Origin of the sequence: Streptomyces sp. RKAG293 (assembly GCF_023701745.1) — a bacterium.
GTDB lineage: Bacteria > Actinomycetota > Actinomycetes > Streptomycetales > Streptomycetaceae > Actinacidiphila.
Window position 1 is genome coordinate 3946937 of the sequence record NZ_JAJOZB010000001.1, and the last position, 23173, is coordinate 3970109.

24 protein-coding genes and 1 pseudogene are annotated in these 23173 nt (G+C 70.4%); 12 read left to right on the forward strand and 13 right to left on the reverse strand.

Translation table 11 applies throughout. The annotated features are described in order from the left end of the window. The first annotated feature begins 41 nt into the window (after positions 1–41). The 3 genes and pseudogenes from LNW72_RS17305 to LNW72_RS17315 all read left to right on the forward strand — a co-directional run bounded on the left by LNW72_RS17305 (position 42) and on the right by LNW72_RS17315 (position 1490). Positions 42–485, forward strand: coding sequence for a DUF6879 family protein (locus tag LNW72_RS17305; protein WP_308401962.1), 444 nt, complete (start codon positions 42–44; stop codon positions 483–485). A 161-nt stretch (positions 486–646) separates the two neighbouring features. Then, positions 647–862: pseudogene (locus LNW72_RS42085) on the forward strand (methyltransferase domain-containing protein); the annotation flags it as partial. Between the two features lie 307 nt (positions 863–1169). Beyond that, positions 1170–1490 (forward strand): hypothetical protein, encoded by a 321-nt coding sequence (locus tag LNW72_RS17315; RefSeq protein WP_250980491.1) that lies wholly within the window; start codon positions 1170–1172, stop codon positions 1488–1490. Here the strand turns inward: LNW72_RS17315 and LNW72_RS17320 are convergent. Both LNW72_RS17320 and LNW72_RS17325 read right to left on the reverse strand, forming a co-directional pair. Further along, a complete protein-coding gene (locus LNW72_RS17320; protein ID WP_250976247.1) occupies positions 1451–1672 on the reverse strand; it encodes a DUF397 domain-containing protein in 222 nt (73 codons plus the stop codon). The two genes, LNW72_RS17315 and LNW72_RS17320, sit on opposite strands and share 40 nt — an antisense overlap. 11 nt (positions 1673–1683) lie before the next feature. Next, positions 1684–2529 carry a helix-turn-helix transcriptional regulator gene (locus LNW72_RS17325; protein WP_250980194.1) on the reverse strand — a complete coding sequence of 282 codons (846 nt, stop codon included), beginning with the start codon at positions 2527–2529 and terminating at the stop codon, positions 1684–1686. A 208-nt stretch (positions 2530–2737) separates the two neighbouring features. Here LNW72_RS17325 and LNW72_RS17330 point away from each other — a divergent pair, with 208 nt between their 5' ends. Genes LNW72_RS17330 through LNW72_RS17340 form a run of 3 tightly spaced genes read left to right on the forward strand, consistent with a single transcriptional unit; the run spans position 2738 to position 3776 of the window. Next, positions 2738–3187: an ATP-binding protein gene (locus tag LNW72_RS17330; protein WP_250976248.1), complete on the forward strand. Its 450-nt coding sequence runs from the start codon at positions 2738–2740 to the stop codon at positions 3185–3187. After that, entirely contained in the window at positions 3187–3402 is a 216-nt protein-coding gene (locus LNW72_RS17335; RefSeq protein ID WP_250976249.1) for a hypothetical protein, read from the forward strand. The genes LNW72_RS17330 and LNW72_RS17335 overlap by 1 nt, the downstream gene beginning before the upstream one ends. 53 nt (positions 3403–3455) lie before the next feature. Continuing rightward, positions 3456–3776 carry a hypothetical protein gene (locus LNW72_RS17340; protein ID WP_250976250.1) on the forward strand — a complete coding sequence of 107 codons (321 nt, stop codon included), beginning with the start codon at positions 3456–3458 and terminating at the stop codon, positions 3774–3776. A gap of 7 nt (positions 3777–3783) precedes the next feature. On the opposite strand, the gene LNW72_RS41670 is transcribed toward LNW72_RS17340, so the two are convergent. The 8 genes from LNW72_RS41670 to LNW72_RS17380 form a co-directional block, all read right to left on the reverse strand. Beyond that, a complete protein-coding gene (locus LNW72_RS41670; protein WP_250976251.1) occupies positions 3784–4110 on the reverse strand; it encodes an STAS domain-containing protein in 327 nt (108 codons plus the stop codon). 219 nt (positions 4111–4329) lie between these two features. Further along, entirely contained in the window at positions 4330–4959 is a 630-nt protein-coding gene (locus LNW72_RS17350) for a hypothetical protein (RefSeq protein WP_250976252.1), read from the reverse strand. Then, positions 4956–5534, reverse strand: a complete 579-nt coding sequence (locus LNW72_RS17355; RefSeq protein WP_250976253.1) for an RNA polymerase sigma factor — start codon at positions 5532–5534, stop codon at positions 4956–4958. The genes LNW72_RS17350 and LNW72_RS17355 overlap by 4 nt, the downstream gene beginning before the upstream one ends. A 109-nt stretch (positions 5535–5643) precedes the next feature. After that, positions 5644–6576 carry a 4-(cytidine 5'-diphospho)-2-C-methyl-D-erythritol kinase gene (locus LNW72_RS17360; RefSeq protein ID WP_250976254.1) on the reverse strand — a complete coding sequence of 311 codons (933 nt, stop codon included), beginning with the start codon at positions 6574–6576 and terminating at the stop codon, positions 5644–5646. Beyond that, complete coding sequence (rsmA, locus tag LNW72_RS17365) at positions 6573–7460, reverse strand: 16S rRNA (adenine(1518)-N(6)/adenine(1519)-N(6))-dimethyltransferase RsmA (RefSeq protein WP_250976255.1); 888 nt, start codon at positions 7458–7460, stop codon at positions 6573–6575. The genes LNW72_RS17360 and rsmA overlap by 4 nt, the downstream gene beginning before the upstream one ends. Before the next feature lie 95 nt (positions 7461–7555). After that, the gene (locus LNW72_RS17370) at positions 7556–8998 is read right to left on the reverse strand and encodes a resuscitation-promoting factor (protein WP_250976256.1); all 1443 of its coding nucleotides are present in this window, start codon (positions 8996–8998) and stop codon (positions 7556–7558) included. A 174-nt stretch (positions 8999–9172) separates the two neighbouring features. Continuing rightward, positions 9173–10051: a TatD family hydrolase gene (locus LNW72_RS17375; RefSeq protein WP_250976257.1), complete on the reverse strand. Its 879-nt coding sequence runs from the start codon at positions 10049–10051 to the stop codon at positions 9173–9175. Positions 10052–10216: 165 nt separating this feature from the next. Beyond that, entirely contained in the window at positions 10217–10567 is a 351-nt protein-coding gene (locus LNW72_RS17380; RefSeq protein ID WP_250976258.1) for a hypothetical protein, read from the reverse strand. Between the two features lie 215 nt (positions 10568–10782). On the opposite strand from LNW72_RS17380, the gene LNW72_RS17385 reads away from it, so the two are divergent. Both LNW72_RS17385 and LNW72_RS17390 read left to right on the forward strand, forming a co-directional pair. After that, complete coding sequence (locus LNW72_RS17385; RefSeq protein ID WP_250976259.1) at positions 10783–11559, forward strand: TetR/AcrR family transcriptional regulator; 777 nt, start codon at positions 10783–10785, stop codon at positions 11557–11559. Between the two features lie 2 nt (positions 11560–11561). Further along, positions 11562–12326, forward strand: coding sequence for a glucose 1-dehydrogenase (locus tag LNW72_RS17390; RefSeq protein WP_250976260.1), 765 nt, complete (start codon positions 11562–11564; stop codon positions 12324–12326). A 56-nt stretch (positions 12327–12382) separates the two neighbouring features. On the opposite strand, the gene rsmI is transcribed toward LNW72_RS17390, so the two are convergent. Next, the gene (gene rsmI, locus LNW72_RS17395) at positions 12383–13285 is read right to left on the reverse strand and encodes a 16S rRNA (cytidine(1402)-2'-O)-methyltransferase (RefSeq protein WP_138354711.1); all 903 of its coding nucleotides are present in this window, start codon (positions 13283–13285) and stop codon (positions 12383–12385) included. A gap of 219 nt (positions 13286–13504) precedes the next feature. Between rsmI and LNW72_RS17400 the strand changes: the two genes are divergently transcribed. The 4 genes from LNW72_RS17400 to LNW72_RS17415 all read left to right on the forward strand — a co-directional run bounded on the left by LNW72_RS17400 (position 13505) and on the right by LNW72_RS17415 (position 19926). Further along, positions 13505–15313, forward strand: coding sequence for a phospholipid carrier-dependent glycosyltransferase (locus LNW72_RS17400; RefSeq protein WP_285370434.1), 1809 nt, complete (start codon positions 13505–13507; stop codon positions 15311–15313). A 276-nt stretch (positions 15314–15589) separates the two neighbouring features. After that, complete coding sequence (locus LNW72_RS17405; protein ID WP_250976262.1) at positions 15590–17071, forward strand: type IV toxin-antitoxin system AbiEi family antitoxin domain-containing protein; 1482 nt, start codon at positions 15590–15592, stop codon at positions 17069–17071. 208 nt (positions 17072–17279) lie between these two features. Continuing rightward, positions 17280–18041 carry a nucleotidyl transferase AbiEii/AbiGii toxin family protein gene (locus LNW72_RS17410; RefSeq protein ID WP_250976263.1) on the forward strand — a complete coding sequence of 254 codons (762 nt, stop codon included), beginning with the start codon at positions 17280–17282 and terminating at the stop codon, positions 18039–18041. Between the two features lie 265 nt (positions 18042–18306). Beyond that, a complete protein-coding gene (locus LNW72_RS17415) occupies positions 18307–19926 on the forward strand; it encodes a penicillin-binding transpeptidase domain-containing protein (RefSeq protein ID WP_250976264.1) in 1620 nt (539 codons plus the stop codon). 27 nt (positions 19927–19953) lie between these two features. On the opposite strand, the gene LNW72_RS17420 is transcribed toward LNW72_RS17415, so the two are convergent. Then, a complete protein-coding gene (locus tag LNW72_RS17420) occupies positions 19954–21153 on the reverse strand; it encodes a serine hydrolase domain-containing protein (protein ID WP_250976265.1) in 1200 nt (399 codons plus the stop codon). Between the two features lie 177 nt (positions 21154–21330). Further along, positions 21331–23130: a glycoside hydrolase family 6 protein gene (locus LNW72_RS17425; protein WP_250976266.1), complete on the reverse strand. Its 1800-nt coding sequence runs from the start codon at positions 23128–23130 to the stop codon at positions 21331–21333. Between the last annotated feature and the right edge of the window lie 43 nt (positions 23131–23173).

Genomic DNA, 23173 nt, shown 5'->3' on the forward strand with positions numbered 1-23173 from the left:
GCACGTCACTCGGCCGTGCATCTGGGATGCGCGACGGCTACATGACGTCGGACCCGGCCTATATCGCCTGGCAGAGCGGGGTTCGCAACGCGGATCAGGACAACGATCCCGAGTTCCGGGACTGGCTCACGTGGGTGCGGGAAGCAACGGATCGCGGCGTGGTGAACCGCCGAGCACGGGTCTTCTCCGTCCCGGAGTCGGACTACATCAAGTTCGAGCACCATGTCTCGGACGCGAACGTGAAGGCCGGCGAACAGATTCGCTGGCTCCCCCGCCGGCAAGCGACGGACATCGCCTTCCCCGGCAACGACTTCTGGGTGTTCGACAACGAGCTGGTCCTCGTCCTGCACTTCACCGGCGACGGTGAGAGCCCAGAGGACTGGATGGAACTGACGACCGACCCGACGATCCTCAACCTCTGCGAAAGCTCGTTCGAGGCGGTGTGGGAACGGGCAATCCCGCACGAGGAGTACCGGATCATCTGATCCGAACGCTCCCGTGGCGACTTCTCCTTCCTCAGCCGTCCTCGATGCCCGGAGGGCTCTCGGGCGACGCCTTCGAGAGATCCGCAGACCGACCGGCCTGACGGCGCGGGCGCTCGCCGCCCGCGCCGGTTGGAGTGAGTCGAAGGCGTCGCGCACTGGAGGTGGGCACCGGCACGGGCTACAACGCCGCATGGCTCACTCATCGGCTCGGCGGCCGGCTGGTGACCTCGGTCGAAATGGACGAGGGCGTGGCGGCGGAAGCACGGAAGAACCTCCGCCGGGCGGGCCTGGCTCCCCGGCTGATCCTCGGGGACGGGCTCGCCGGGGTGCCGGCCCACGCCCCCTTCGACCGGCTGATCTCCACCTGCTGCGTCCAGGAGATCCCGGGGGCCTGGGTCGAACAGACCCCTGAAGGCCGGATCGTCACCCCTTGGGGAAACGGCTGCTTCTCCGCCTCCTTCGCGGTACTCGACGTATCGCGCGGAGTGGCCACCGGCCGCTTCTCGGGATATCCGGCCTTCAGGTGGGCTCGACAGCAGCGTCCCGGCTACGGATACCTCGTGGACTACCTCCACCACGACGACGAGGGCGCCAAGAGCCGAACGACGGTGCACCCGGAGTCCGTCCGGAACGACACGGACGCCCGCTTCGCCGTCGCCGTCCAGGGTGTCCGGCCTATGGTCGATGCTGTGCGCCGCCGACGACGGCAGCGACGAGTCGACCTTGTGGCTGCTGGCCGACGACCGGCGATCGTGGGCCCCCGTCGACTACGTCCCGGGTGCAACGTCGTTCGAGGTGGACCAGTACGGCCCCCGCCACCTCTGGGACGAGGTCCGAACCGCCTACGCCTGGTGGTCGGAGCACGGTCGGCCCGAGCGCGACGCATTCGGCCTCACCGTGACGGAGGCCGGCGGCCAGCAGGTCTGGCTACGCACGCCGAAGTGCCGGTCCCCACCGTCCGCTGACTACATCCCCGGGGCGCCGCCGGGGCCGCCTGCGAGGTGATCGAGCGCTCCGGCCCTCACTCCGTGCAGGAACGCGCGGAGCGCGGCGGGGGTGGTGCGGACGGTCACGTCGGGATCGTCGCTTTCGCGGAGGCGGACGGTTCCGTCGGAGGTGCGGGATATGTGGACGCAGTTCGCGGACTCCGGGCAGAAGGATGACTTCTGCCACTTCAATGCGGACATTTAGCCACCTCTCAGATGCTCTGGGCGATGTTGTGGATCAGATCCCGCGACTTCTCCGGCGTGAGCGAACCGCTGTCCATGCGGTCCAGCACCGAGCGGTATTTGGCCAGCTGCGCTTCGGCATCAAGGAACTCGCAACCATGTGCGGTGTCCAGAACCACTGTGTCCAGCTTCGGCACAGGTCCCTCGACGTACGTGAAGGACTGGCCGGAGGAGACACAGGCCCACGAACCAAACGGGATCACCTGAACGACCACGTTCTCGTGCTCGCTCATCTCGATGAGGTGCTGTAGCTGCCGCCGCGCGATATCCCGGCCGCCCACTCCCATCCGTAGGGCGGCCTCATGCACGATCGTGGCGTACGGCGTCGGTGGATCACTGAACAGGATCGCCTGCCGCTTCAAGCGGTAGGAGAGCCGGTGCTCCACTTCATGTGGACGGAGTGGTGGGACGCACTCCAGGAGACCGGCGCGGATGTGATCCAACGCCTGCAACAGTCCCGGGATGTGGATCACTACGGCGACGCGGATCGCCGTCGCGTGATGTTCCAGCTCCGCTAGGTCGAGCTGCCCAGCAGGAAGCAGCTCGCGATACTCCTCCCACCAGCCCCGTTTCCGGTCGCCGGTCATGCCCACGAGCGCATCGACAAGGTCTGGATCAAAACATTCGTAGTTCCTGGCCAGAGCATGCACCCGTTCGGCGCTCGGGCCGAAGCGCGCCGCTTCGATATTGCTGATCTGCGCCGAGTTGACGCGTAGAAGTCGAGCCGCTTCCGCAGTGGAGAGACCCGCGCGCTCCCGGAGTTTCCGCAGTTCCGCGCCCAGACGCAGTTGGCGCCCGGTCGGATTGCTCCTCATCGGCACGTGCCGTGCTCCTCGCTCGTGGTGGGCGGGCAGGCATCACTCGTACGCGTACGCCTTCAATGATTCTGCCCGAAGCGCTGAAATCTTTTCGCCATAACCTCTACCGTATGAGGCAGACACTCTGCGTCACCGGAAGTGCACCGCCTGCACGGCGACAACGCCACCGAGCGACGATCCCACTCCCTCTCCGAAGGAGATCCGCATGGACAACGTAGCGGCGAACGCGCCGGGTTCAGACGAGTTCTGGACGTACACCCTCCAACTCCCGCACGACGGCAGAGCCGTCCGCGTCGCGCGGTCAACGGTGCGAACCGTGCTGCAGACATACGGGATGGCGCAGGTCAGCGACGTGGCCGAGCTACTGGCGAGCGAGTTGGTGACCAACTCGCTGCTGTACTCCGACGGGCCGTCGTGGATCCGGGTGAGCAATCCGCGCACGACGCACGTACGGGTGGGTGTGTGGGACACCAACCCGACGATTCCGCCGCCGTTTCGCGGCGCGCCGCACCCGCCCGGGCCGCCCGAGTGCGCCGAGCGGGGGCGCGGGCTGTTGCTCGTGCGGGAGTGCGCGGACCGGTGGGGTGGGTACGCGCTCGGCGAGGAAGTGTTCGGGATGTGCGGGAAGTTGCTGTGGTTCGAGTTGGCCGCCTGATGGCGGAACCCGGCGATCCGCTCGTCCAGGCGGCCCTGCGGGTGACCGTCAGCGGGCTGGATCTGGCGGCGGCCGAACGGTTCGACCGGGAGCTGATCGCCGCGCGGCGGGAGGCCGAACGGACCGGCAGTGCCGCACCGTTGGAATCCTTCCGGTACCGGTGGCGGGTGTTCATCGCCCTGCGGCGCAACCTCGACGATGCGGGTGGCACCTGACGCCGGCTAGAACTCGTGGCGTGACGTCAGGGCGAACCGCTACCGTGCCGCTCGTGACGCGCAGAGAGATCGTCGAGCAGGGTGTACGGGTGCTGGGTGTGGCGGTCGTCTGTCTGTGCTCCCTCGTCGGGCTGACCGCCGTGTCCCTGATGGGCCTGTCCGTTGCGACCGAGTGCGATCCGGGCGACCACGCGCTCTGCAACGGCTGGGGCAAGGCCGTTCTGTCCCTCGGGCCGATGGCCGTCGCGCTGGCGGCGGCAGCCGTGGGCAGCTACGGCGCGATGTCCCGCCGGCCGTGGCGGCCGGCACTTTGGGCGATCGCGATGGGAGCGCAGTTCACGGTGTGGGCATGGGTGGCGGGGATGTACGGCTGAGGTTCCATCAGCTCGCCTGGTACCCCGGCCGGTTGGCCATCCGAGGGGTGGAGCCGGTGACGGCGATGGCGGGGGTCACGCCCGTCAGCCGCAGGATGGTGAGCATCCTGGTGTCGGTGCAGAGCAGGGTGAGGTCGCCGCCACGGTCCACGGCCCGGCGCCAGGCCCTGCAGATCGGGCCGAGCCCGGCGCTGTCGATGAACGTCACCCCGCGCAGGTCGACGAGCACCGACGGCGCGCTGCGGGCGGTGGCGGCGTCCAGGTGCTGGTCGCTGTGGCGGGTGGTGGCTATGTCGATCTCGCCGTGGAGCTCGACGACGGTCGTGCCCCGCACGTCCTGGCCGATGGTGCGGACCGCGGGGTGCCGGAGGTGTCCGGTCGCCGTGCCCTGGCCCGGATCGGATCCTGTTCGCGTGGTCGCTGTGATGGCGGTGATCCTCTGTCGGTGCTCAGGTGCGGGGGATGAAGGCGCGGCCCCTCTTGTTCGGCTCTTGTTCGGTGCGCGCCCCCTCCGGACCCGGTACGACCGGGTCCGGAGGGGGCGGGACAGGCTCTAGCCCTCGCCGATGCCGGACTGGGAGGTGGGGAAGCAGGTGGGCTCGCCGTGGGTCAGCATGACGTCCATGGAGCCCATTTTGTCCGGGTGCAGGGCGCCCTTGAGGTCGGCCTGCACCAGTACCAGGAAGTCCCCGTGCGGGATGGCGCTGGGACGGATCAGCATCACGCGTCCGTCCTTCGGGTCCTGCGACTCGACCGACTCGAGGTTGGGGTTGGTGCGGACCTTGTCGGGGCAGGAGTCCGAGGCCCGCAGGACCACGGCCGGCACGCCCAGGCTGCGCAGCGCCGCCTGGAGTCCGGACACCTCCGCGCCCGACACCTGGATGCTGACGGTCCCGTCCTTGCGCGGAGCGACCGTGTACGAGGCGTTGCTCAGGACCGGCGCACCGCTGCCGGGGACGTGGGCGGTGCTCTGACCTGTTCCTGCTTGCGGGGTGTCGGTGGTGTCGGCCGAGTGCGGGATCAGCACCACCGCGGTGGCGGCCGCGGCCAGTCCCAGCGCGGTGACCGCGATCCGCCGGGTGTGGCGCGGCCGCACCGGCACCGCAGTGGTGGGCGGCAGGGCCGCGGCGCGGGCGGTGAGCTCCTCGGCGAGCTGCTGCTGGAAGTGCACGGGGCTGGTCATGAGTGGGCCTCCGAGACGGCGTGCAGGGATGTGGTGGTCTGGGTGTCGGCGCGCTGCAGGGCCATGCGGGCGCGGTGCAGGCGCACCCGGGCGGCGGCCGAGCTGATGCCCAGGGCCTGTGCGGCCTCTCGGGTGGTCAGTCCGTCCAGGGCCACCAGGTCCAGCACCGCGCGCAGCGGCTCGGAGAGGGCGGCGTGCCGCTCGGCCAGCTGCCGGGCGTCGCGGGCCGCGTCGATCCGGCGCTCGATCGCGCTGACGTCCTCGTCGTCCAGCAGCCGCCGGCCGGCGAGCTGGGCGGTGGCCTGCCGCTCACGGGCACTGCCCCGGAAGTGGGCGGCCAGGACGTTGCGGGAGATGCCGTAGAGCCAGGCGACCGGTGCGCCGCGCCGGGCGTCGTAGGTGTGTGCCTGTTCGAGCGCGGTCAGGAAGATGTCGGCCGTCAGGTCCGCGGCCAGGTGCGGGCTGTCGGTGCGCCGGGTGACGAAACCGAGCACAGTGTCGAACTGCTGCTGGTAGAACGCGGCGAACCCGACCGGATCACGCACCGGTGGCGCTGTTGAATGCTCCGCTTTCACGGACGACTCCTTGAACGGACGAGCAATGCCTTACATCTCTACTTGGCTCGGCCGCCCGAAAGCGTTACACGCCCCCCTCCCACCACCAGCCGCCCCACGCCTGGCGGCGTCAGGCAGGCAGGATCGTCGCCCCCGGAGCGGGGGACGTCGTGACCCGGGTCGCGCGGCAGGTGCCGGAAGCGAGAACGGCCTCGGCGATCTTCTCGGCTTCTTCGGAGGTGGCCGCGAGGAAGGCGCACGTCGGGCCCGAGCCGGAGACCAGGGCGGCCAGGGCACCGGCCCCGGTGCCCGCGCGGAGGGTGTCGGCGAGGGCGGGGCGCAGGGAGAGGGCGGCGGGCTGGAGGTCGTTGCTCAGGGCAGCCGCCAGCACGGCCGGGTCGCCGGAGGCGAGGGCTGCGAGCAGGGCCGGGGCCGGTTCCGGGTCGGCGATGTCGGCCGTGGTGGCGCCCGTGCCGGACGCCTCGCGCAGCCGGTCGCACTCGCGGTAGACGGCCGGCGTCGACAGCCCGCCGTCCGCGACGGCGAAGACCCAGTGGAACGGTCCCCGCACGTCGAGCGGGGTGAGGAGCTCGCCCCGGCCGCGTCCGAGTGCGGCGCCGCCGATCAGGTTGAACGGAACGTCGCTGCCCAACTCGGCGCAGATGTCCAGGAGTTCGGCCTGCGGGGTGTGCAGCCCCCACAGGGCGTCGCAGCCGAGCAGCGCGCCCGCCCCGTCCGCGCTGCCGCCCGCCATGCCGCCCGCGACGGGGATGTCCTTGGCGATGTGGATGTGGACGGCGGGCTCGATGCCGTGCCGCGCGGCGAGTGCGACGGCGGCGCGGGCGGCCAGGTTCGTGCCGTCGAGGGGGATCTCGGCGACGTCCGGGCCGGACGCCGTGATCCGCAGGCTGTCGGCGGGGGTGACGGTGACCTCGTCGAACAGGCCCACGGCGAGGAACACGTTGGCCAGGTCGTGGAACCCGTCGGGCCGCAGACCGCCGACGGCGAGCTGCGCGTTGACCTTGGCGGGAATCCGGACGGTGACGGAGGCCGGGAGGGTCACTTCGCGTCCTCCGACGGGACCGCCACGGCCGGCTTGTGCTCGGCGATGGCCGCGAACTCCTCGACCGTCAGCGCCTCACCGCGCGCCTGCGGCGAGATGCCCGCCGCGACGAGCGCGGCCTCGGCCGCCGGAGCCGAGCCGGCCCAGCCGGCGAGCGCGGCCCGCAGGGTCTTGCGGCGCTGGGCGAAGGCCGCGTCGACGACCGCGAAGACCTCACGCCGGGTGGCCGTGGTCGTCGGCGGCTCGTGGCGCACCAGGGCGACGAGACCGGAGTCGACGTTCGGCGCGGGCCAGAAGACGTTGCGGCCGATGGACCCGGCGCGCTTCACGTCCGCGTACCAGTTCGCCTTCACCGAGGGCACGCCGTAGACCTTGTTGCCGGGCTTGGCGGCCAGCCGGTCCGCGACCTCGGCCTGGACCATGACGAGGGTGCGTTCGATCGTCGGGAACGTCGCGAGCATGTGCAGCAGCACCGGCACCGCCACGTTGTACGGCAGATTCGCGACCAGCGCGGTCGGCGGCGGCCCCGGCAGCTCCGTGACCTGCATCGCGTCGTTGTGCACCAGCGCGAAGCGGTCGGCGCGGGAGGGCATCCGGGCCACGATGGTGGGGGTGAGCGCGCCCGCGAGCACGTCGTCGATCTCGATCGCCGTGACGCGGTCGGCCGCTTCCAGCAGCGCCAGCGTCAGGGATCCGAGGCCGGGCCCGACCTCGAGGACGGTGTCGTCCGGCAGTACACCGGCCGTCCGCACGATGCGCCGCACCGTGTTCGCGTCGATGACGAAGTTCTGGCCCCGCTGCTTGGTGGGGCGTACGCCCAGCGCGGCGGCCAGTTCGCGGATGTCGGCGGGACCGAGGAGGGCGTCGGGCTCAGTGGTGCTCACGTACTCAGCGTACGGGCCCGGCAGCCGCCCTCAAGCCGGACCCCGGCCGGGCGGACCAGCGGCCGGGCCCCGGCCTGACCACCGCGCCGAGGTCCTCAGCCGCCGAGTTTGCGGCCGCAGACCGGCCAGGGGCTGGAGCCGCGCTGGATGTAGAGCCGTTTGGCACGGAAGGTCTGTTCGCCCGCTGGGGCGTCCTGGGGGCGGCCGCTGCCGCCGAGGCTGTGCCAGGTCTGGGTGTCGAACTGGTAGAGGCCGCCGTAGGTGCCGGACGGGTCGACCGCGTGCGGGCGGCCGCCGGCCTCGCAGTGCGCGAGGCCCTGCCAGTTCAGGCCGTCGGCCCCGGCGACCGAGGTCGGCAGCGGCTTGGTGCCGATGCGGACGACCTGGGTGACGGGCTCCCTGACGATCTCGGAGCGGATGATCCTGGGCCGCTGCTTCACCCCGTTGACCGTCCGGAAGGCGTACGTGACCCGGCGGACGCCCGCCTTCCCCGGGGTGTCGACGGCCTCGGTGCCGTGGAACAGCTGGGCGTCCTTGTGCTTCTCCGTGCGGAACCGCACCGGCTCCTCGCGCACCTCCTCGGTGCCGGAGATCCGCAGCACCGAGATGGTCTGGCCCTCCCGGGGGAAGCTCTCCGGGTCGACGGACGTCGCGTCCTGGTTCCGCAGGGTGATCCCGGACTGGGCGACGACCTCGCGGACGGTGGCGGCGTTGGTGCGTACCGTCCGCTCGCGGCCGTCGGCGAGCAGCGTGACGGTCCGCTCGGTGCGTACGTCCAGGTCGAGGCCGTGCCGCCCGATGGACGAGCCGCGCGACGCGGACAGATGCGCGCCCTCGGCGCGGACGCCGAGCTCGCGCAGGGCCTCGTCGACGGTGTCAGCCGTGGTCCACAGCAGGCGCCGGTGACCGTCGAGGGTGAGCGTGACGGGACGGCCGAACCGGACCTCGACCTGGTCGCCGTCGTGCAGTTCGGCCTGCGGGCCGGGCGCGACGAGGTCGTGCTCGCCCACGGTCACGCCCTGCTGCGCCAGCACCTCCCCGACGTCGTCGGCGAAGGTGTGGAGGGTGCGCGGTTCGCCGTCGACGGTGAGCTGTACGTCCTTGTCGCCGGCGAGGAACGCGACGGTCCCGCCCGCCAGGAACGCGACGACGAGCGCCTGCGGCAGCAGCTTGCGCAGGGAGTCGGGCCGGAGGTCGGGGCGGAGGTCGCGCCGGGAATCGCGCCGGGGATCGCGCCGGGAACCTCCCGCAGGGGAGGGCGTGGACGCCGGTTCCGCCCGGCCGCCGCTCCTGGCGGCCCGGCGCGCGGCGGTCCTGGCGCCGACCGGCGCCGCCGTGGGCGCCGGTTCCTGTTCCGGAATCACCGGAATCACCGGGAGGCAGCCGGTGGCCGCCGCCTCGTCGGCCCACGACGAGTTCGGTACGGCGTCCCAGTCGGACTGGTGCGGCAGCCGGGTGCCCCCGGCCTCCGTCGCGGCCCCCGGTACGGGGGTCGCCGCACCGCGTGCTGCTCGGTGGGTGCCCTGCGCATTGCTCACGACGACTCCACAGGTCCGACGGTCCCCGATCAGGACCGGGACCCTAGCCCACCTTCCGTCACTCTCCAAAACCATCCGGGCACGCTGTGTCGTGATCGCGCGTCCTGGGATGCCGTCCGGTCGGCCGGGGCGGCGGGGGAGGGCGGAGGGGAGAGAGCGGCGGGGCGGCGGTCGTCAGTAGCCGAAGGCCCGCGCCGTGTTCGCCCCGATGGCGGACGCCAGCTCGTCCTCAGGAACCTGCTTGGCCGCGGCCATCGCCCGCAGGGTGACCGGAACGAGGTACGGCGCGTTAGGCCGACCGCGGTACGGCACCGGGGTCAGGAAAGGCGCGTCCGTCTCCACCAGCAGGAGCTCGAGCGGGGCCACGGCGACGGCGTCCCGCAGGTCCTGGGCGGACTTGTAGGTGACGTTGCCGGCGAAGGACATGTAGTAGCCCTTGTCGGCGCAGATCCGGGCCATGGCGGCGTCGCCCGAGTAGCAGTGGAAGACGACGGTGTCGGGCGCGCCCTCCTCGTCGAGGATGCGCAGCACGTCGGCGTGTGCCTCGCGGTCGTGGATGACGAGCGCCTTGCCGACGGCCTTCGCGATGTCGATGTGCCGGCGGAAGGAGTACTGCTGGGCCTCGACGCCTTCGGGGCCGGTGCGGAAGTAGTCGAGGCCGGTCTCGCCGACGCCGCGGACCTGGGGAAGCGCGGCGAGCGCGGCGATCCGGTCGAGGGCGTCCTGCAGGGCCTTGTCGCCGCCGGGGGTGCGGGCGCCCTGGCGGGACCAGCCGTCCGGATCGCCGTGGACGATCCGGGGGGCTTCGTTGGGGTGCAGGGCGACGGTGGCCCACACGTTCGGGTGCTGGGCGGCGGTGTCGGCCGCCCACTGCGAGCCCTTCAGGTCGCAGCCGACCTGGATGAGGGTGGTGACCCCGACGGAGGCGGCCTTGGCCAGAGCTTCCTCGACCGTTCCCTCCTGCATGTCGAGGTGGGTGTGCGAGTCGGCGACCGGGACCCGCAGCGGCTCGGGCACCGGCGGGGCCGCGGACTTCTCGTTCTTCGGGGACATGCCCCGATCCTATGGAGACCCGGGGAGCGGGCGGCACGGAGGCCGGGCGGAGGCGGACCGCCGGGGGTCATGCGTGGGGGCGGTCCTTCCGGTCCAGGGTCGGCCCGGCCGGGGATCGGACGGGCCCGGCGTCAGGCCGTGCCGGTCGTCAAGCTGTGCCGGTCGTCAGGCCGTGCCGGTGTCTCCGTGCTTGCGATGCAGCCGGTGCAGGAGAGACCAGTGGTGCGTTCGGTGCACGGCGCGCTCGCCCGTGGGGGTGTTCCACAGCGACATCACGTCGGAGACCTGACCCGACCGCATGATCCGCACTTTGTGCCCCCCGCAGTTCAGGCAGGTCGGGCGGGTGAGCGGGGACGGCACCTTCTCGCCGGCGGTGGTGTAGGTGACGAAGGGCTGACCCTTCGCGTCGACATGGTGCTCGATGTCGTACGACTGCTCCCAGCCGTGACCGCAGCTGAGGCACGCGAAGGCGTACGCCTCGGAGACGGTGGTGTCGGATCCGACGATCTCGCTCATGGCAGCTCCTGTTGCCCTCCGGACGAGGCGTCCGGAGCGGGTCTTCCCACTACCAGCGAACGCCTTTCCGGCCGATACCGCAGCAGGGGTATACGACTCTTGGGGCACTTTTGGGCTGTAAGTGGGTAGTGCGCGACTTTGCTTTGCCCTCGTCCGAGTTTAGGCACGTGACGTGCGTCACGACACTTAATAATGCTGTGCATTAGAATGCTCGCATGGCGAGAACATCCGGACCCGAGACCCGCCGCAAACTGCTCCGCGCGGCCGGGGAACTCTTCGCCGTCAAGGGCGTCGACGGCGCGCTGACCCGCGACATCACCCGTCTCGCGGGTCAGTCCAACCCCTCCGCCGTCCAGTACCACTTCGGATCACGGCAGGGCCTGCTCGACGCCGTCATGGCCGGCCGGCAGGACCGGACGGAAGCGGCGCTCGCACCGCGGCTCGCCGAGCTGCTCGCGGACGCGGGGCCGGGGTCGGGGCCGGGGCCGGGCCTGCCTGAGGGACCGGAACCGGGCCTGCCTGAGGGCCCTGGGCCCGACCTGCGTGCGCTGCTCGCCGCGCTCGTCACCGCCGAGGCGACCGAGCTCGCCACCGACGGCGGACGGCACTGCCTGCTGATCTCCGCACAGCTCAGCCACGAGAGCGGGGTACGCACCCGCACCCCGCATCCGACGCTGGCCGGCACCGGCTACTGGCGGCTCATCCTCCTCATCGAGGACCGCCTCGACGGGCTGCCGGAGCCCGTACGCCTGGAACGCCTCGACCTCGCGCTCACCCTGATCGGCGCGGCCCTGGGCGACCGGGCCCGCCAGTACCTCGACGGCACGCGGACCCTCACCGACGAGCCGCTGTTCCTCGCCGACCTCGTCGGCATGACCACCGCCATGCTGCGCGCGCCCGCGCCCGAGACCGGCGCCACTCCTCCAACGACAACCCCGACTCCGACTCCGACTCCGAGTCCGACTTCGACCCCGATTCCACAGGGAGCTTGAAAATGAACGACCTGACCGGCAAGACCGTCATCATCACCGGCGCGGCCCGCGGCCTGGGGGCCGAGACCGCCCGTCAGGCGGTCGCGGCAGGCGCCAGTGTCATCCTGACCGACGTACTGGACGAGGACGGCAGGGCCACCGCCGCCGCGCTCGGCGACCGGGCCCGCTTCCTGCGCCACGACGTCACGTCCGAGGAGGGCTGGGCGGCGGTCGCGGACTTCGCGGTCAGCGAGTTCGGCGGCATCGACGGCCTCGTCAACAACGCCGGGATAGCCGAGGGCAAGTTCCTCGAGGACGCCTCCGTCGCATACTTCCGCAAGGTCCTCGACATCAACCTCACCGGCGTCTTCATCGGCATGAAGACCGTCATCCCCGCCATGAAGGCGCGCGGCGCGGGCTCGATCGTCAACATCTCGTCCGCCGCCGGCCTCATGGGCCTCGCCCTCACCGCGGGCTACGGCGCGTCCAAGTGGGGCGTGCGCGGCCTCACCAAGATCGGCGCGGTGGAGCTGGGCACCGCCCGCATCCGCGTGAACTCCGTCCACCCCGGTATGACGTACACGGACATGACGGCGTCCGTCGGCATCCAGCGCGGCGAGGGCAACTTCCCGAACACCCCGATGGGCCGGGTCGGCGAAGCCGACGAGATCGCGAGCGCCGTGACCTTCCTGCTCTCGGACTCCGCCTCGTACGTGACGGGCGCCGAGCTCGCCGTGGACGGCGGCTGGACGGCCGGTCCGACGGTCAAGTACGTCATGGGTCAGTAGGCCGGGGAGGCGCGGGGGCGGGGCCGGGGCCGGGGCCGCGGCCGGGGGTCCGGTTCTCAGGCCCCCGCAGGCGCTCCAGGCCCCTTCTCCGCCGCCTTGGCCGCGTTCTTCGCCGCCACCACCGCGTCGAAGACATCGCGCTTCGGCAGGCCGAGCTCCGCCGCCACGGCCACGATCGCCTCCTTGCGGCGCTCCCCCGCCTCCTCGCGCACCATCACCCGGCGCACCAGTTCGGCCGGGCCGAGGTCCGACGGCCCGCGCTCCGGGGCGCCCTCCACGACGACGGTGATCTCGCCGCGCACGCCCTCCGCCGCCCAGGCGGCCAGCTCCTTCAGCGGGCCGCGCTTGATCTCCTCGTACGTCTTGGTCAGCTCACGGCACACCGCCGCGCGGCGGTCGGGACCGAACGCCTCCGCCATCGCGGCCAGCGTGTCGTCGATCCGGTGCGGCGCCTCGAAATACACCAGCGTGCGGCGGTCGTCGGCCACCTCGCGCAGCCGCGCCAGCCGCTCCCCCGCCTTGCGCGGCAGGAATCCCTCGAAGCAGAACCGGTCGACGGGCAGCCCGGAGAGCGCCAGCGCCGTCAACACCGCCGACGGGCCCGGCACCGCCGTGACCCTGATGCCCTTCTCCACGGCCGCCGCCACCAGCCGGTAGCCGGGGTCGGAGACGGACGGCATACCCGCGTCGGTGACGAGCAGGACGCGGGCGCCGTTCTCCAGCGCCTCGACCAGCTCGGGGGTACGGGCGCTCTCGTTGCCCTCGAAGTACGAGACGACCCGGCCGGTCGTGTGCACGCCGAGGCCCTGCGTCAGCCGGCGCAGCCGCCGGGTGTCCTCCGCGGCGATCACTTCCGCCGCGAGCAGTTCGGCGGCGAGGCGCGGTGGCGCGTCCTGGATGTCGCCGATGGGGGTCCCCGCCAGAACCAGTACGCCTACGCCTGCCGCTGAGCTAGTCACGGGTCCAGCTTCCCACCCACCCGCCCTTTGCCCTCAATCGGCGGGCGGCCTGGGGGTGGGGGTGCGGTTGGCCGCAGATCCCCCGGCTACCGCTGGGAGGTGCCCCCGGGGGCGCTGAACTGCTGACAGGAAACTGACAGGAAGGGGGAAAAGGACGGCTTCTCGTCAGCAGTGGGTGGGTTCGGGGGTGGAATCCGCATGCCCGGGACCCGAACCGGCATGCGACATCCCTACGATGGCCCGGTGACCAGTGACACCGCGACTCAGGCCGAGCGGGACGAGGGCCTCCTCCTCCCGGAGCCGCAGCCCAGCCCATGGCAGCGGCGGCTGCGCCGCTTCGGCTATACCGAGCGGCCGCATGTGGACGTCCGCGAGCGCCTCGTGGTGCCGTTCCCGGAGCCGGGGACCCGGCTGTGGGGCTCGCTGGGCCTGGGCCAGGCGGCCGCGTCGAGGGTGGCGCGGCTGACCGGATGGGGCGGTCCGCTGCTGGTGGCGCTGATGGCGGGCCTCATCCGCTTCTGGCACCTGGGCACCCCGCACGCGGTGATATTCGACGAGACGTACTACGCGAAGGACGCGTGGTCGCTGCTCCAGTACGGCTACGAGGGCACCTGGACCGACGGCAAGATCTCCAATCCGCAGATCCTGGCCGATCCCCAGATCATCCCGCTGTCGCCCGATCCGGGCTATGTGGTGCACCCGCCGGTCGGCAAGTGGGTCATCGCGGTCGGTGAGCAGCTGTTCGGCCTGAACCCGTTCGGCTGGCGGTTCATGGTCGCGCTGCTCGGCACGCTGTCGGTGCTGATGGTGTGCCGGATCGGCCGCCGGCTGTTCCGTTCCACCGCGCTCGGCTGTCTGGCCGGGCTGCTGCTGTCGGTGGACGGCCTGCACTACGTGATGAGCCGTACGGCCCTGCTCGACCTGGTCATCATGTTCTTCGCGCTGGCCGCGTTCGGCTGTCTGGTCGTGGACCGCGACTGGTCGCGGGCCCGGCTGGCGGCGGCGCTGCCGGTCGGTGAGGACGGTGTGGCGGGCCCGGACCGCCGGGTCGGGGACCGCGGCGGCATGGGCTGGCGGCCGTGGCGGCTGGCGGCCGGGCTGTTCCTGGGTCTGGCGTGCGCGAGCAAGTGGAACGGTCTGTACTTCCTGGCGGCGTTCGGGCTGATGACGATCCTGTGGGACGCCGGTTCGCGCCGGGTCGCGGGCGCCCGGCGCCCGTACGTGTCGGTGCTGCGCAAGGACACCGGCTGGGCGTTCCTGTCCGTCGTGGTCGTCGCCATCGGCACGTACCTGGTCTCCTGGACCGGCTGGTTCGTGACGAAGGGCGGCTACGGCCGCGACTGGGCGGCCCACCGCAAGGGCCTGTCCCCCGACCACATCAAGCTGCCGCTGATCGGCCGGATCGACCTGCACCAGTTCGACATGACGTGGATGCCGGACGCGCTGCGCAGCCTGTGGCACTACGAGTTCCAGGTCTACCAGTTCAACATCGGCCTCTCCACGCCGCACATGTACCAGTCGAACCCGTGGAGCTGGATGGTCCTGGGCCGGCCCGTCTCCTACTTCTACGAGTCGCCGAAGAACGGCGAGGCCGGCTGCACCGCGGCCAAGGGCTGCGCCCGCGAGATCCTCGCCATCGGCACCCCCCTGCTGTGGTGGTCGGCGTGCTTCGCGCTGCTGTACCTGGTCTACCGCTGGGGCTTCCGCCGCGACTGGCGGGCCGGCGCCATCCTGTGCGCCGCGTTCGCCGGCTGGCTGCCCTGGATGATGTACCAGGACCGCACGATCTTCCTCTTCTACGCGGTCGCCTTCGTCCCCTACCTCTGTCTCGCCGTAGCGATGATGATCGGCTCGATCCTCGGCCCCCCGGGCTCCGACGAACGCCGCCGAATGTGGGGCGCGGTCGGCGCGGGCACACTCGTCCTGCTGATTGTCTGGAACTTCATCTACTTCTTCCCCATCTACACAGGGATGCCGATCTCCATGGACGCCTGGCGTGCCCGGATGTGGTTCGACTCCTGGATCTAGCTGCAACAACACCCCGATGCCGACCGCAGAAGCGCACCGCTTCCCGGTCGGCATCGGTCGTTGCCGGTCGTGCTGGGCCGTCCCCGGACGGCCCACGGCCCGACGGCGTGCCTCCCTCAGGCTCGCTGGTAGGCCCGGCCGGGTCTTCGCCTGACCTGTAGGCGCGTGCTCCGCCGAGCCCGCCAGGGCCCCCGAGCCATTACGACGCGGTATCGCCAAGATGGTGTGTAGCCGGAATGGCGCTCACCGGTAGTGGAAGGTCAACAATCAGCACCCATGTGGGACACAGTTTGGACAGCGGTCTCCGCTGTCGCCACGGCGCTCGCCCTCTTGGCGGTTGCTTGGCAGCCGATCCTCACCCGTAGGGCGCTGGGCGTCGCGCACACCGCCCTCACCGTCTCAGAGGCCGTCGCGCTGGATGCCGCCCGAGCGCGGCTGGACGATCAGGCCCCCGAGGTGACCGTTGTCCTCGACGAGGTTCCGTGGCCTCCACTTGATCGCAGCGTTTGCATCATCCTGAGAGAAGCAAACGCTGCGCTACTTGCAACTCCTTGTTACTATTGCTGTATGGATCGGCATGAGGCCCTGAAGACGCTCAACGAGATCGCCGCTGACCAGTGGGGTCTGGTGACGACAGCCCAAGCCGAGGTCGCTGGCGTCTCCCGCGTGAACCTGGCCCGCTTGGCAAGCGTCGACCTGTTGCACCGCGCCGGGCGCAGCGTCTACCAGGTCTCAGGCGCCACACCCACCGCTCACCTGGCCATCAAAGTTGCCTGGCTACGACTAAACCCGGCTATCCCCGCCTGGCAACGTGATCTTGGTGACGAGCACTCTGGAGTCGTTTCTCACGCATCAGCTTGTCAGCTTCACGACCTGGGGGACATTCCAGCCGATGCGGTGCAGATATCCGTCCCCCGACGCCGCACTACCCGAGAGCCAGCCGTTGTCCTCCACCAGGTAGCCGTTCCCGTAGAAGACATCACAATGGTTGACGGCCTGCCGGTCACCACCGTCGAACGCACGATCTGCGACCTTCTCAAATCACGCGCTGACGCGGGGCACGTTGGCCGAATTCTTGCCGAAGCGGACCAGCAAGACCTCATCGATACCCGAACCCTCGCCGCCCGGGTCCGGTCTTACACCCACTTCTACGGACTGCCTCGTAATGCCACAGGAACTGATCTTCTGGAAACCCTTGCAGAACAGGCCGGCTTCCTTCTCCGGGATCAGCAACTCGCCACAGCAAGCCGCCAAGGAGCGGTTGCCTCAGCCCTGGCCTACCAAACGCTCCTGCATGAAATCGCGATTCCGACGTCTACTGCCCGAGCACTGCAGGAAGCGGCGCAGACCATCACGCTGAACCCCGCCTTTATGGAATCAGTCAACAAAATAGCCTCGGGTGCCCCAGCCATGCAAGGCATTCAGGAGGCGATGAAGGCTATTTCACTAAACCAAGAGGCGCTGCATAATCAAGCGTTGAGCCGTTCCATACTGCAGGCACTTCAGGAGGCAACACGAGGGCTGACGGTACTGCCTCCCTCAGTCCAGGAGTCTTTGCGCAACCTGGCGATGGGCGGCCCGGGGCTGCAGGCACTCCAGGAGGCCATGCGGTCCCTCGGCACGCACAACTTCTCAGCCCAGGGGGCATTGAGCACGCGCAGGGCCCTTCCGACAGCCGAACCCGTCGGAGGCGAACCTGACGAGGAGACAGTCGATGACTTCGACGCCTCCGAATCTGCCGCCGCTGAGGGCGACTAGACCACATGCCAATCAGCTGGTCCAAGACCAACGGCCCTGCGGAGTATGCGATCAAGACATACAAAACCCCTCTGGCGTTCGAAACGGCCCTCAAACAGTACGCCAGGGACATCGTCAGGAACCAAAAGAGCGGCACTGTGGACGCGGTGATGCGCGGGTTCTATTTCCAGCGACTTACCGCCCGTGTCTTCCAATCCGACCCGGATGGATGGCTTCTCAAGGGGGCCAAGCGCTCCTGGTGCGTTACCCAGCAGCGGCGCGCTTGAGTAAGGATATTGACCTCCAACGCCTCACCAACGACAGCAGCATGAACGAGGCCCTGGACGCACTCCTCAACGCGGCCTCCCTCGACCTCAACGACTTTCTCCGCTACATCCCAGGAAGAATCGACCGCCACGGCAACGAGAATGGAGGGGTCAAGCAGTCGTTCCAAGTCCTTATCGGCAACAGAAAAGTCGACACCATCCACGTCGACCTCGTCGCCCGGCGCAACATCACCGCCACTCCTCAATCCGCCCAGCTCTACCCCCGACCAGACCTGCCCTGGCCGACAGATTGGCCCACGATCAAGCTCTACCCCCTTGTCGATCACCTGGCCGACAAGATCTGCGCCATGCACGAATGGCATGGCACCGTCCCCTCCGGCCGCTTCCGTGACCTGGCTGACATCCTCCTCATCAGCCAAAACGAAGCCCTCGACGCTGCAGCAACCCACCATGCTCTTCACACGGAGGCATCGCTCCGCCGCGCCAGCAACGGTCCCGAACTCCGCCTGCCCGACCGCTTCGTGACGCCGCACGACGGCTGGCCCGCCGGCTACAGGAGGGCTGCTGCGGATGTCGCGGGCCTCCAAAGCTGCGATACATGGGATACCGCCCTCCCCGCCGCTGAAGCCTTCCTCGCGCCCCTCCTCGGGCCGGCCTTCACCGGCACATGGTGCCCAGAACAGGGCACCTGGAGCCCGGGCTAACCCACTGCAAGGCACTTCTTCCCCATCTACACAGGGATGCCGATCTCCATGGACGCCTGGCGTGCCCGGATGTGGTTCGACTCCTGGATCTGACACCTGAGGGCCCCTCAGGGCGGGTTGAACGGAGTGGCTGGTCCTGGACCCTTGGTCCGAACCTGATATCGACGCGTGCCCGGAATGAGACCCCCTGTGTCACTGCCGTCCCGTAAAGTGCGGTGAAGAGCGCTTTCTTTGAACGCGTTCAGTTCACGAGGGGGGACGGGAAATGCAACGGGGTGCCAAGCTCGGCATAGTCGGCGGGGTGGTCGCCGGGATGCTCGGGGTCGCCGGGTACGGGGTCTACAACGTGCTGGACGCGCTCAACAGCGACAGCACGTCGTCGACGAGCAAGGCCGGTTCGGCCAAGAGCACGGCGCCTCCGGACGCCAAGGAGATAGCCGGGACGGCGGCCGACTTCCTGGCCGCCTGGGCCGCGGGGGACACCGCGAAGGCCGCGGGCCTCACGGACTCCGTGCAGACCGCCACCACCGCGCTGAGCGGGTACAAGGACAAGGCGCACGTCTCGGCCGTCACGCTCACCCCGGGCACCGCCGTCGGCGCCAAGGTGCCGTTCAACGTGGCCGCCACGCTCTCGTTCCAGGGCAAGACCTCGCCGTGGGCGTACGACTCCGCCCTCACCGTGATCCGGGGCGCGAGCGGCAAGCCGGTCGTGCAGTGGAAGGCCGCGGTCGTGCACCCGAAACTGGCGGAGGGCGCGAGCCTGGAGACCGGCACCGCCAAACAGGCCACGCTGGACTTCACCGACCGGAACGGCAAGGTCCTCGACGCGGTCAAGTACCCGTCCCTGGGCCGGTTCTTCACCCAGCTGCGGACCAAGTACGGATCCAAGGCGTCGGGTGGCACCCCCGGTGTCGAGACCTGGATCGACGGCGCGGACGGCACCGTGACCGAGACGCTGCACGTCATCGCCAAGGGCACCGGCAGCAAGTTCCCGACCACGCTGGACGCGGACATCCAGGCGGCCGCCGAGAAGGCCGTCCTGAAGCGGTCCGGCTCCGCCGTGACCGCGCTGGACTCGCACACCGGTGGGATCCTGGCCGTCGCCAACAACCCCGCGACCGGGCAGAACCTGGCCTTCGGCGCGCAGATCGCGCCCGGATCCACGTTCAAGGTCCTCACCGCGGCGGCCCTGTTGAAGGCGGGCGTCAAGCCCGGCGACCCGGTGTCCTGCGCGGTGCAGTACGCCGCTCCGCAGGGCAAGCCGTACACGAACGTGGAGAAGAGCTCTAATCCGAAGGCGGACTTCCGCTGGGACTTCGCGAACTCCTGCAACACCGGCTTCGTCAGACTCTCGGACGAGATCAAGCCCGACACCCTGCCGTCCGTCGCCCGTGACAGTTTCGGCATCGGTCCCGCGTGGAACTGCGGTGTGCAGTGCCTCGAGGGCAAGGTGCCCGGCGGTACCGGTGACGAGAAGACCTCGGAGATGATCGGCCAGGGCCAGCTCCAGATGAACCCGCTCACCGTCGCCTCGATCGGGGCCACCGCCTCCACCGGCAGCTTCCATCAGCCGAGGATGGTGCCGCTGGACGTGATCGGCGCACCGGTCGCGAAGGCCGGCGGGCTCCCGTCCGGCGTCACCAGCGACCTGCGGTCGATGATGCACACCACAGCCGTCAGCGGAACCGCCGCCCAGGCGATGAGCGGTCTGCAGAGCAGCGGTTGCGGCGCCAAGACCGGTTCGGCGGAGGCCGGCTCCACCCAGCCCAACGGCTGGTTCCTCGGCTACTGCGGCGACGTGTCGGTGGCGGCCGTCGTCCTCAACGGCGGCCACGGCGGCGACTCCGCAGGACCCATCGTCGCGGCCGTCCTCAAGGCCTCGTAAGCCGCGCGCAACCGGCGGAAGCCCCCGCTACCGCAGCGCCGCCAGGCAGTCCCGTACCGCCCGGAGCAGGGCCTGGGCGCGGGGGTCGGAGGTGACGTTCTTCTGCATGCCGTTGGTGATGTAGCCGAAGCCGATGCCGGCGTCCGGGTCCGCGAAGGCCAGCGGGCCGCCGCGGCCGGGATGGCCGAACGAGGCCGGGCCGAGGAACGGGGAGGCCGGCCCGTGCAGCATGTAGCCGAGGCCGAACCGGGTGTTGACGACCAACACCTGGTCCGGCCCTTCGGACTCGACGGTGCGGGCGCCGGTGACGGTGGCCGGCGCGAAGAGCATCCTGCTCTCGGCGTCGCTCGCCAGGTACCCGTCCACGTTGCCTATCAGGGCCGCGTAGAAGCGGGCCAGTGAGCGGGCGGTGGCGATGCCGTTGGAGGCCGCCAGCTCGCCGGCCCGGTAGGCCGGGTCGTTCTCGTCCGGGAGCGGGGTGATCGCGGCGAAGGCCCGGCGGGTGAGGGATTCCGGGTTCGCGTAGGCGTCGTGGACGGACTGCTTCGGGCGGGCGCGCAGCCCGCTCGCCGCGGGCGCGGGCGGCGGCGGGACGTCGGCGATCCGCCCGACGCGGTGGGCCTCGCCGGGCGGCAGGCCCACCCACAGGTCCAGCCCGAGCGGCCGGGTGATCTCCTCGGCGATGTACCGGCCGAGGCTGCGCCCCGACGCCCGCTGGACGATCTCGCCGAGCAGCCAGCTGTAGGTCTGGGCGTGGTAGCCGTGGGTGGTGCCCGGCGCGAAGAGCGGGGCCTGCGCGGCGACGGCGCGGGGGCCGGACACCCCGTCGAGGGCCTGTTCCGGGGTGAGGGGCACATCGAGCGCGGGGACGCCGGCCCGGTGCGCGAGGACGTCCCGTACGGTCACCCGGTCCTTGCCCGCGGCCTTGAAGGCGGGCCAGTACGTACCGACCGGCGCGTCCAGGTCGAGTTGGCCGCGCTGGTGGAGCAGGAGCAGGCAGGCCGCCGCCGGGCCCTTGGTGGCGGACCGGACGACCTGCGCGGTGTCCTCCTGCCAGGGCTCGTCGCCGTCGGGGGCGGCCGTGCCCGCCCACAGGTCGACGACCTTGCGGCCGTCGCGGTAGAGGGCGAAGGCCGCGCCGCGGTCACCGCGCTGCTCGAAGTTGCGTGCGAACGCCTCGCGGACCGGCTCGAAGCCGTCCGTCACCGTCCCATGGACGTCCACCACCGTTGTCGCTCCCGCTCCGCGCCCGACATGAATCCGCACCCCCATGGTGCACGGCGCACCCCCACATCCCAACCCCGGCCTTCCTCGGTACCTTCCGGGACCTTCGGGAGCGGGCATGAGCCGCGCCCCGCTCGTGGAATCCGAGCGGGGCGCGGCCGGGACCAGAACCCGGGGCGGTCAGAGCGCCGGGTAGGCGTTCTTCATGAGCTCCTGGAACTGGGCGGAGAACCACTGGCCCGCCAGCGGCGAGTTCGGCAGCGCGCCGGACATGCTGTTGCCGTTGCGGCCGTTGCCGGTGTAGGTCGGGTCGCACATCCGGTCGAATCCCTTGCCCTCGTCGTTCGGGATCGCCGTGCTGGAACCGTCGGACTCACCCGGCGGCTTCACCCACACAAAGGCGTCGATCCCGGACGCGGGAGCCGCGGTGGGCCGCTGGCCGAGACCGGCACCGGACTGGTTGCACCAGTTGCCGAGGTGGATGCGGCGATCGAGCCGGCCACCGTTGACGTACGTGTCCACGGAGGTCGTCGCGCCCGGGCCGGCGGGCCGCGCCGCGCCGCCCCAGCCGTTGCGGGAGGTGTCGATCAGCATGCCGAGACCGGAGTTGAAACCGGTCGTCACCAGGAGGCTGCGCAGCGCCTGGGCGTAGGTCTGCTCGTCGACGTACTGGTTCCAGTCCACCCACTTCGACTGGCGGACGCTCGTGCCGTTCACGTTGTCGGTGATCTTGAAGAACGGCTCGGTCGTCGCGCCGTAGTTGGCGGTGTTGACGATGAAGCCCGCCACGTCGTTGACGGTCGCGCCGCCCGTCGTCGCGGCCTTCAGGAACTCCTGGGCGGCCGGGCCCATGTTGGTGTCCCAGCCCAGCCAGCCGTGGTGCCCGGCGTCGATGTAGTTGTAGACGTTGGCGTACGCGCCGAGCTTGTGCAGCGCGTAGCCGACGCCGGCCTCGTAGTTGCCGTTGGCCTTCATCGTCGCGCACGCCTCGGTCGAGCCGGCGGTGCCGCCCGCGTTGGTGACCAGGTTGGGCAGCGAGTCCGGCTCGATGATCGTGACGATGCGCAGCGCGGCGTAGGCCGGGTCGGCGATGATCGCGGCGATCGGGTCGATGTACTCGGTCTTGTAACGGCCGAGCTCGGTCGCGCCGAGTTCACCGTTGGAGGCGAGCGCCGCGCAGTCCCGGCCGGGCAGGTCGTAGACGACCAGTTCGATGGTGAGCGGCTGTCCCGCGGCCTGGCTGACCGCCTTGTTCAGGTGGGCGCGCAGGCCCATGCCACCGTTCACACCGTTGATCGCCGCGATGCGGTCGAGCCATACGGCGGTCGACTGGTTGGCGATGCGGCTGCCGCCGGCCTCGGCCGCGGCCTTGGCGGACCACTCGGGGTTGACGTAGCCCTTGGCGCCCGCGTACGGGTTGTCGACCCGGGTGCCGGGCGGCGGGGTGGTGGGCGGCGTCGTGGGCGGAGTGGTCGGCGGGGTGGTCGGTGGCGTCGTGGGGGGTGTGGTCGGCGTGCCGCCGTTGCAGGCGACGCCGTTGAGCGTGAAGGCGGTGGGGCTCGTGTTCGTGCCGCTGTAGGAGCCGTTGAAGCCGAAGTTCGTGGAACCGCCGGTCGCCAGGGTCCCGTTGTACGACAGGTTCTTGGCGGTGACGGCGGCGGCGCTCTGCGCGATGTCCGCGTTCCAGCCCTGGGTGACCTTCTGGTTGCCGGCGAACGACCAGCCCAGCGTCCAAGAAGTGACCGCGGGGCCGGTGTTGGTGACGGTCACCTGGGTGGTGAAGCCGGTGTCCCACTGGTTCTGCACCGTATACGCGACCGTGCATCCGGCGACCGCGTCCGTGGCGGCCGAGGCGTCGGTGGCGGTGAACGCGGCCGCGGTCCCGCCCGCGGTGGCGATGAGGAGACCTGCGGCCAGCACGGCCGTACGGCGGTGTCGTGGCGGTGGTAGCTGGCGTGGCTGTTGCGCTGCGGCTCTCATGTGCGGACTACCTCCGGGGTGGGGGTGAGCTTTCAAGTCGTCG

What these genes read in the sequence shown, in the direction of transcription:
- LNW72_RS17405 (WP_250976262.1), top strand. Translation starts at nt 15,590, where the DNA reads ATGTGGGACACAGTTTGGACAGCGGTCTCCGCTGTCGCCACGGCGCTC.
- LNW72_RS17380 (WP_250976258.1), bottom strand. Translation starts at nt 10,567, where the DNA reads ATGAGCGAGATCGTCGGATCCGACACCACCGTCTCCGAGGCGTACGCC.
- LNW72_RS17315 (WP_250980491.1), top strand. Translation starts at nt 1,170, where the DNA reads ATGCTGTGCGCCGCCGACGACGGCAGCGACGAGTCGACCTTGTGGCTG.
- LNW72_RS17350 (WP_250976252.1), bottom strand. Translation starts at nt 4,959, where the DNA reads ATGACCAGCCCCGTGCACTTCCAGCAGCAGCTCGCCGAGGAGCTCACC.
- LNW72_RS17320 (WP_250976247.1), bottom strand. Translation starts at nt 1,672, where the DNA reads ATGTCCGCATTGAAGTGGCAGAAGTCATCCTTCTGCCCGGAGTCCGCG.
- LNW72_RS17325 (WP_250980194.1), bottom strand. Translation starts at nt 2,529, where the DNA reads ATGAGGAGCAATCCGACCGGGCGCCAACTGCGTCTGGGCGCGGAACTG.
- LNW72_RS17390 (WP_250976260.1), top strand. Translation starts at nt 11,562, where the DNA reads ATGAACGACCTGACCGGCAAGACCGTCATCATCACCGGCGCGGCCCGC.
- LNW72_RS17400 (WP_285370434.1), top strand. Translation starts at nt 13,505, where the DNA reads ATGCGACATCCCTACGATGGCCCGGTGACCAGTGACACCGCGACTCAG.
- LNW72_RS17375 (WP_250976257.1), bottom strand. Translation starts at nt 10,051, where the DNA reads ATGTCCCCGAAGAACGAGAAGTCCGCGGCCCCGCCGGTGCCCGAGCCG.
- LNW72_RS17330 (WP_250976248.1), top strand. Translation starts at nt 2,738, where the DNA reads ATGGACAACGTAGCGGCGAACGCGCCGGGTTCAGACGAGTTCTGGACG.
- LNW72_RS17410 (WP_250976263.1), top strand. Translation starts at nt 17,280, where the DNA reads ATGGCTTCTCAAGGGGGCCAAGCGCTCCTGGTGCGTTACCCAGCAGCG.
- LNW72_RS17425 (WP_250976266.1), bottom strand. Translation starts at nt 23,130, where the DNA reads ATGAGAGCCGCAGCGCAACAGCCACGCCAGCTACCACCGCCACGACAC.
- LNW72_RS17385 (WP_250976259.1), top strand. Translation starts at nt 10,783, where the DNA reads ATGGCGAGAACATCCGGACCCGAGACCCGCCGCAAACTGCTCCGCGCG.
- LNW72_RS17335 (WP_250976249.1), top strand. Translation starts at nt 3,187, where the DNA reads ATGGCGGAACCCGGCGATCCGCTCGTCCAGGCGGCCCTGCGGGTGACC.
- LNW72_RS17415 (WP_250976264.1), top strand. Translation starts at nt 18,307, where the DNA reads ATGCAACGGGGTGCCAAGCTCGGCATAGTCGGCGGGGTGGTCGCCGGG.
- LNW72_RS17305 (WP_308401962.1), top strand. Translation starts at nt 42, where the DNA reads ATGACGTCGGACCCGGCCTATATCGCCTGGCAGAGCGGGGTTCGCAAC.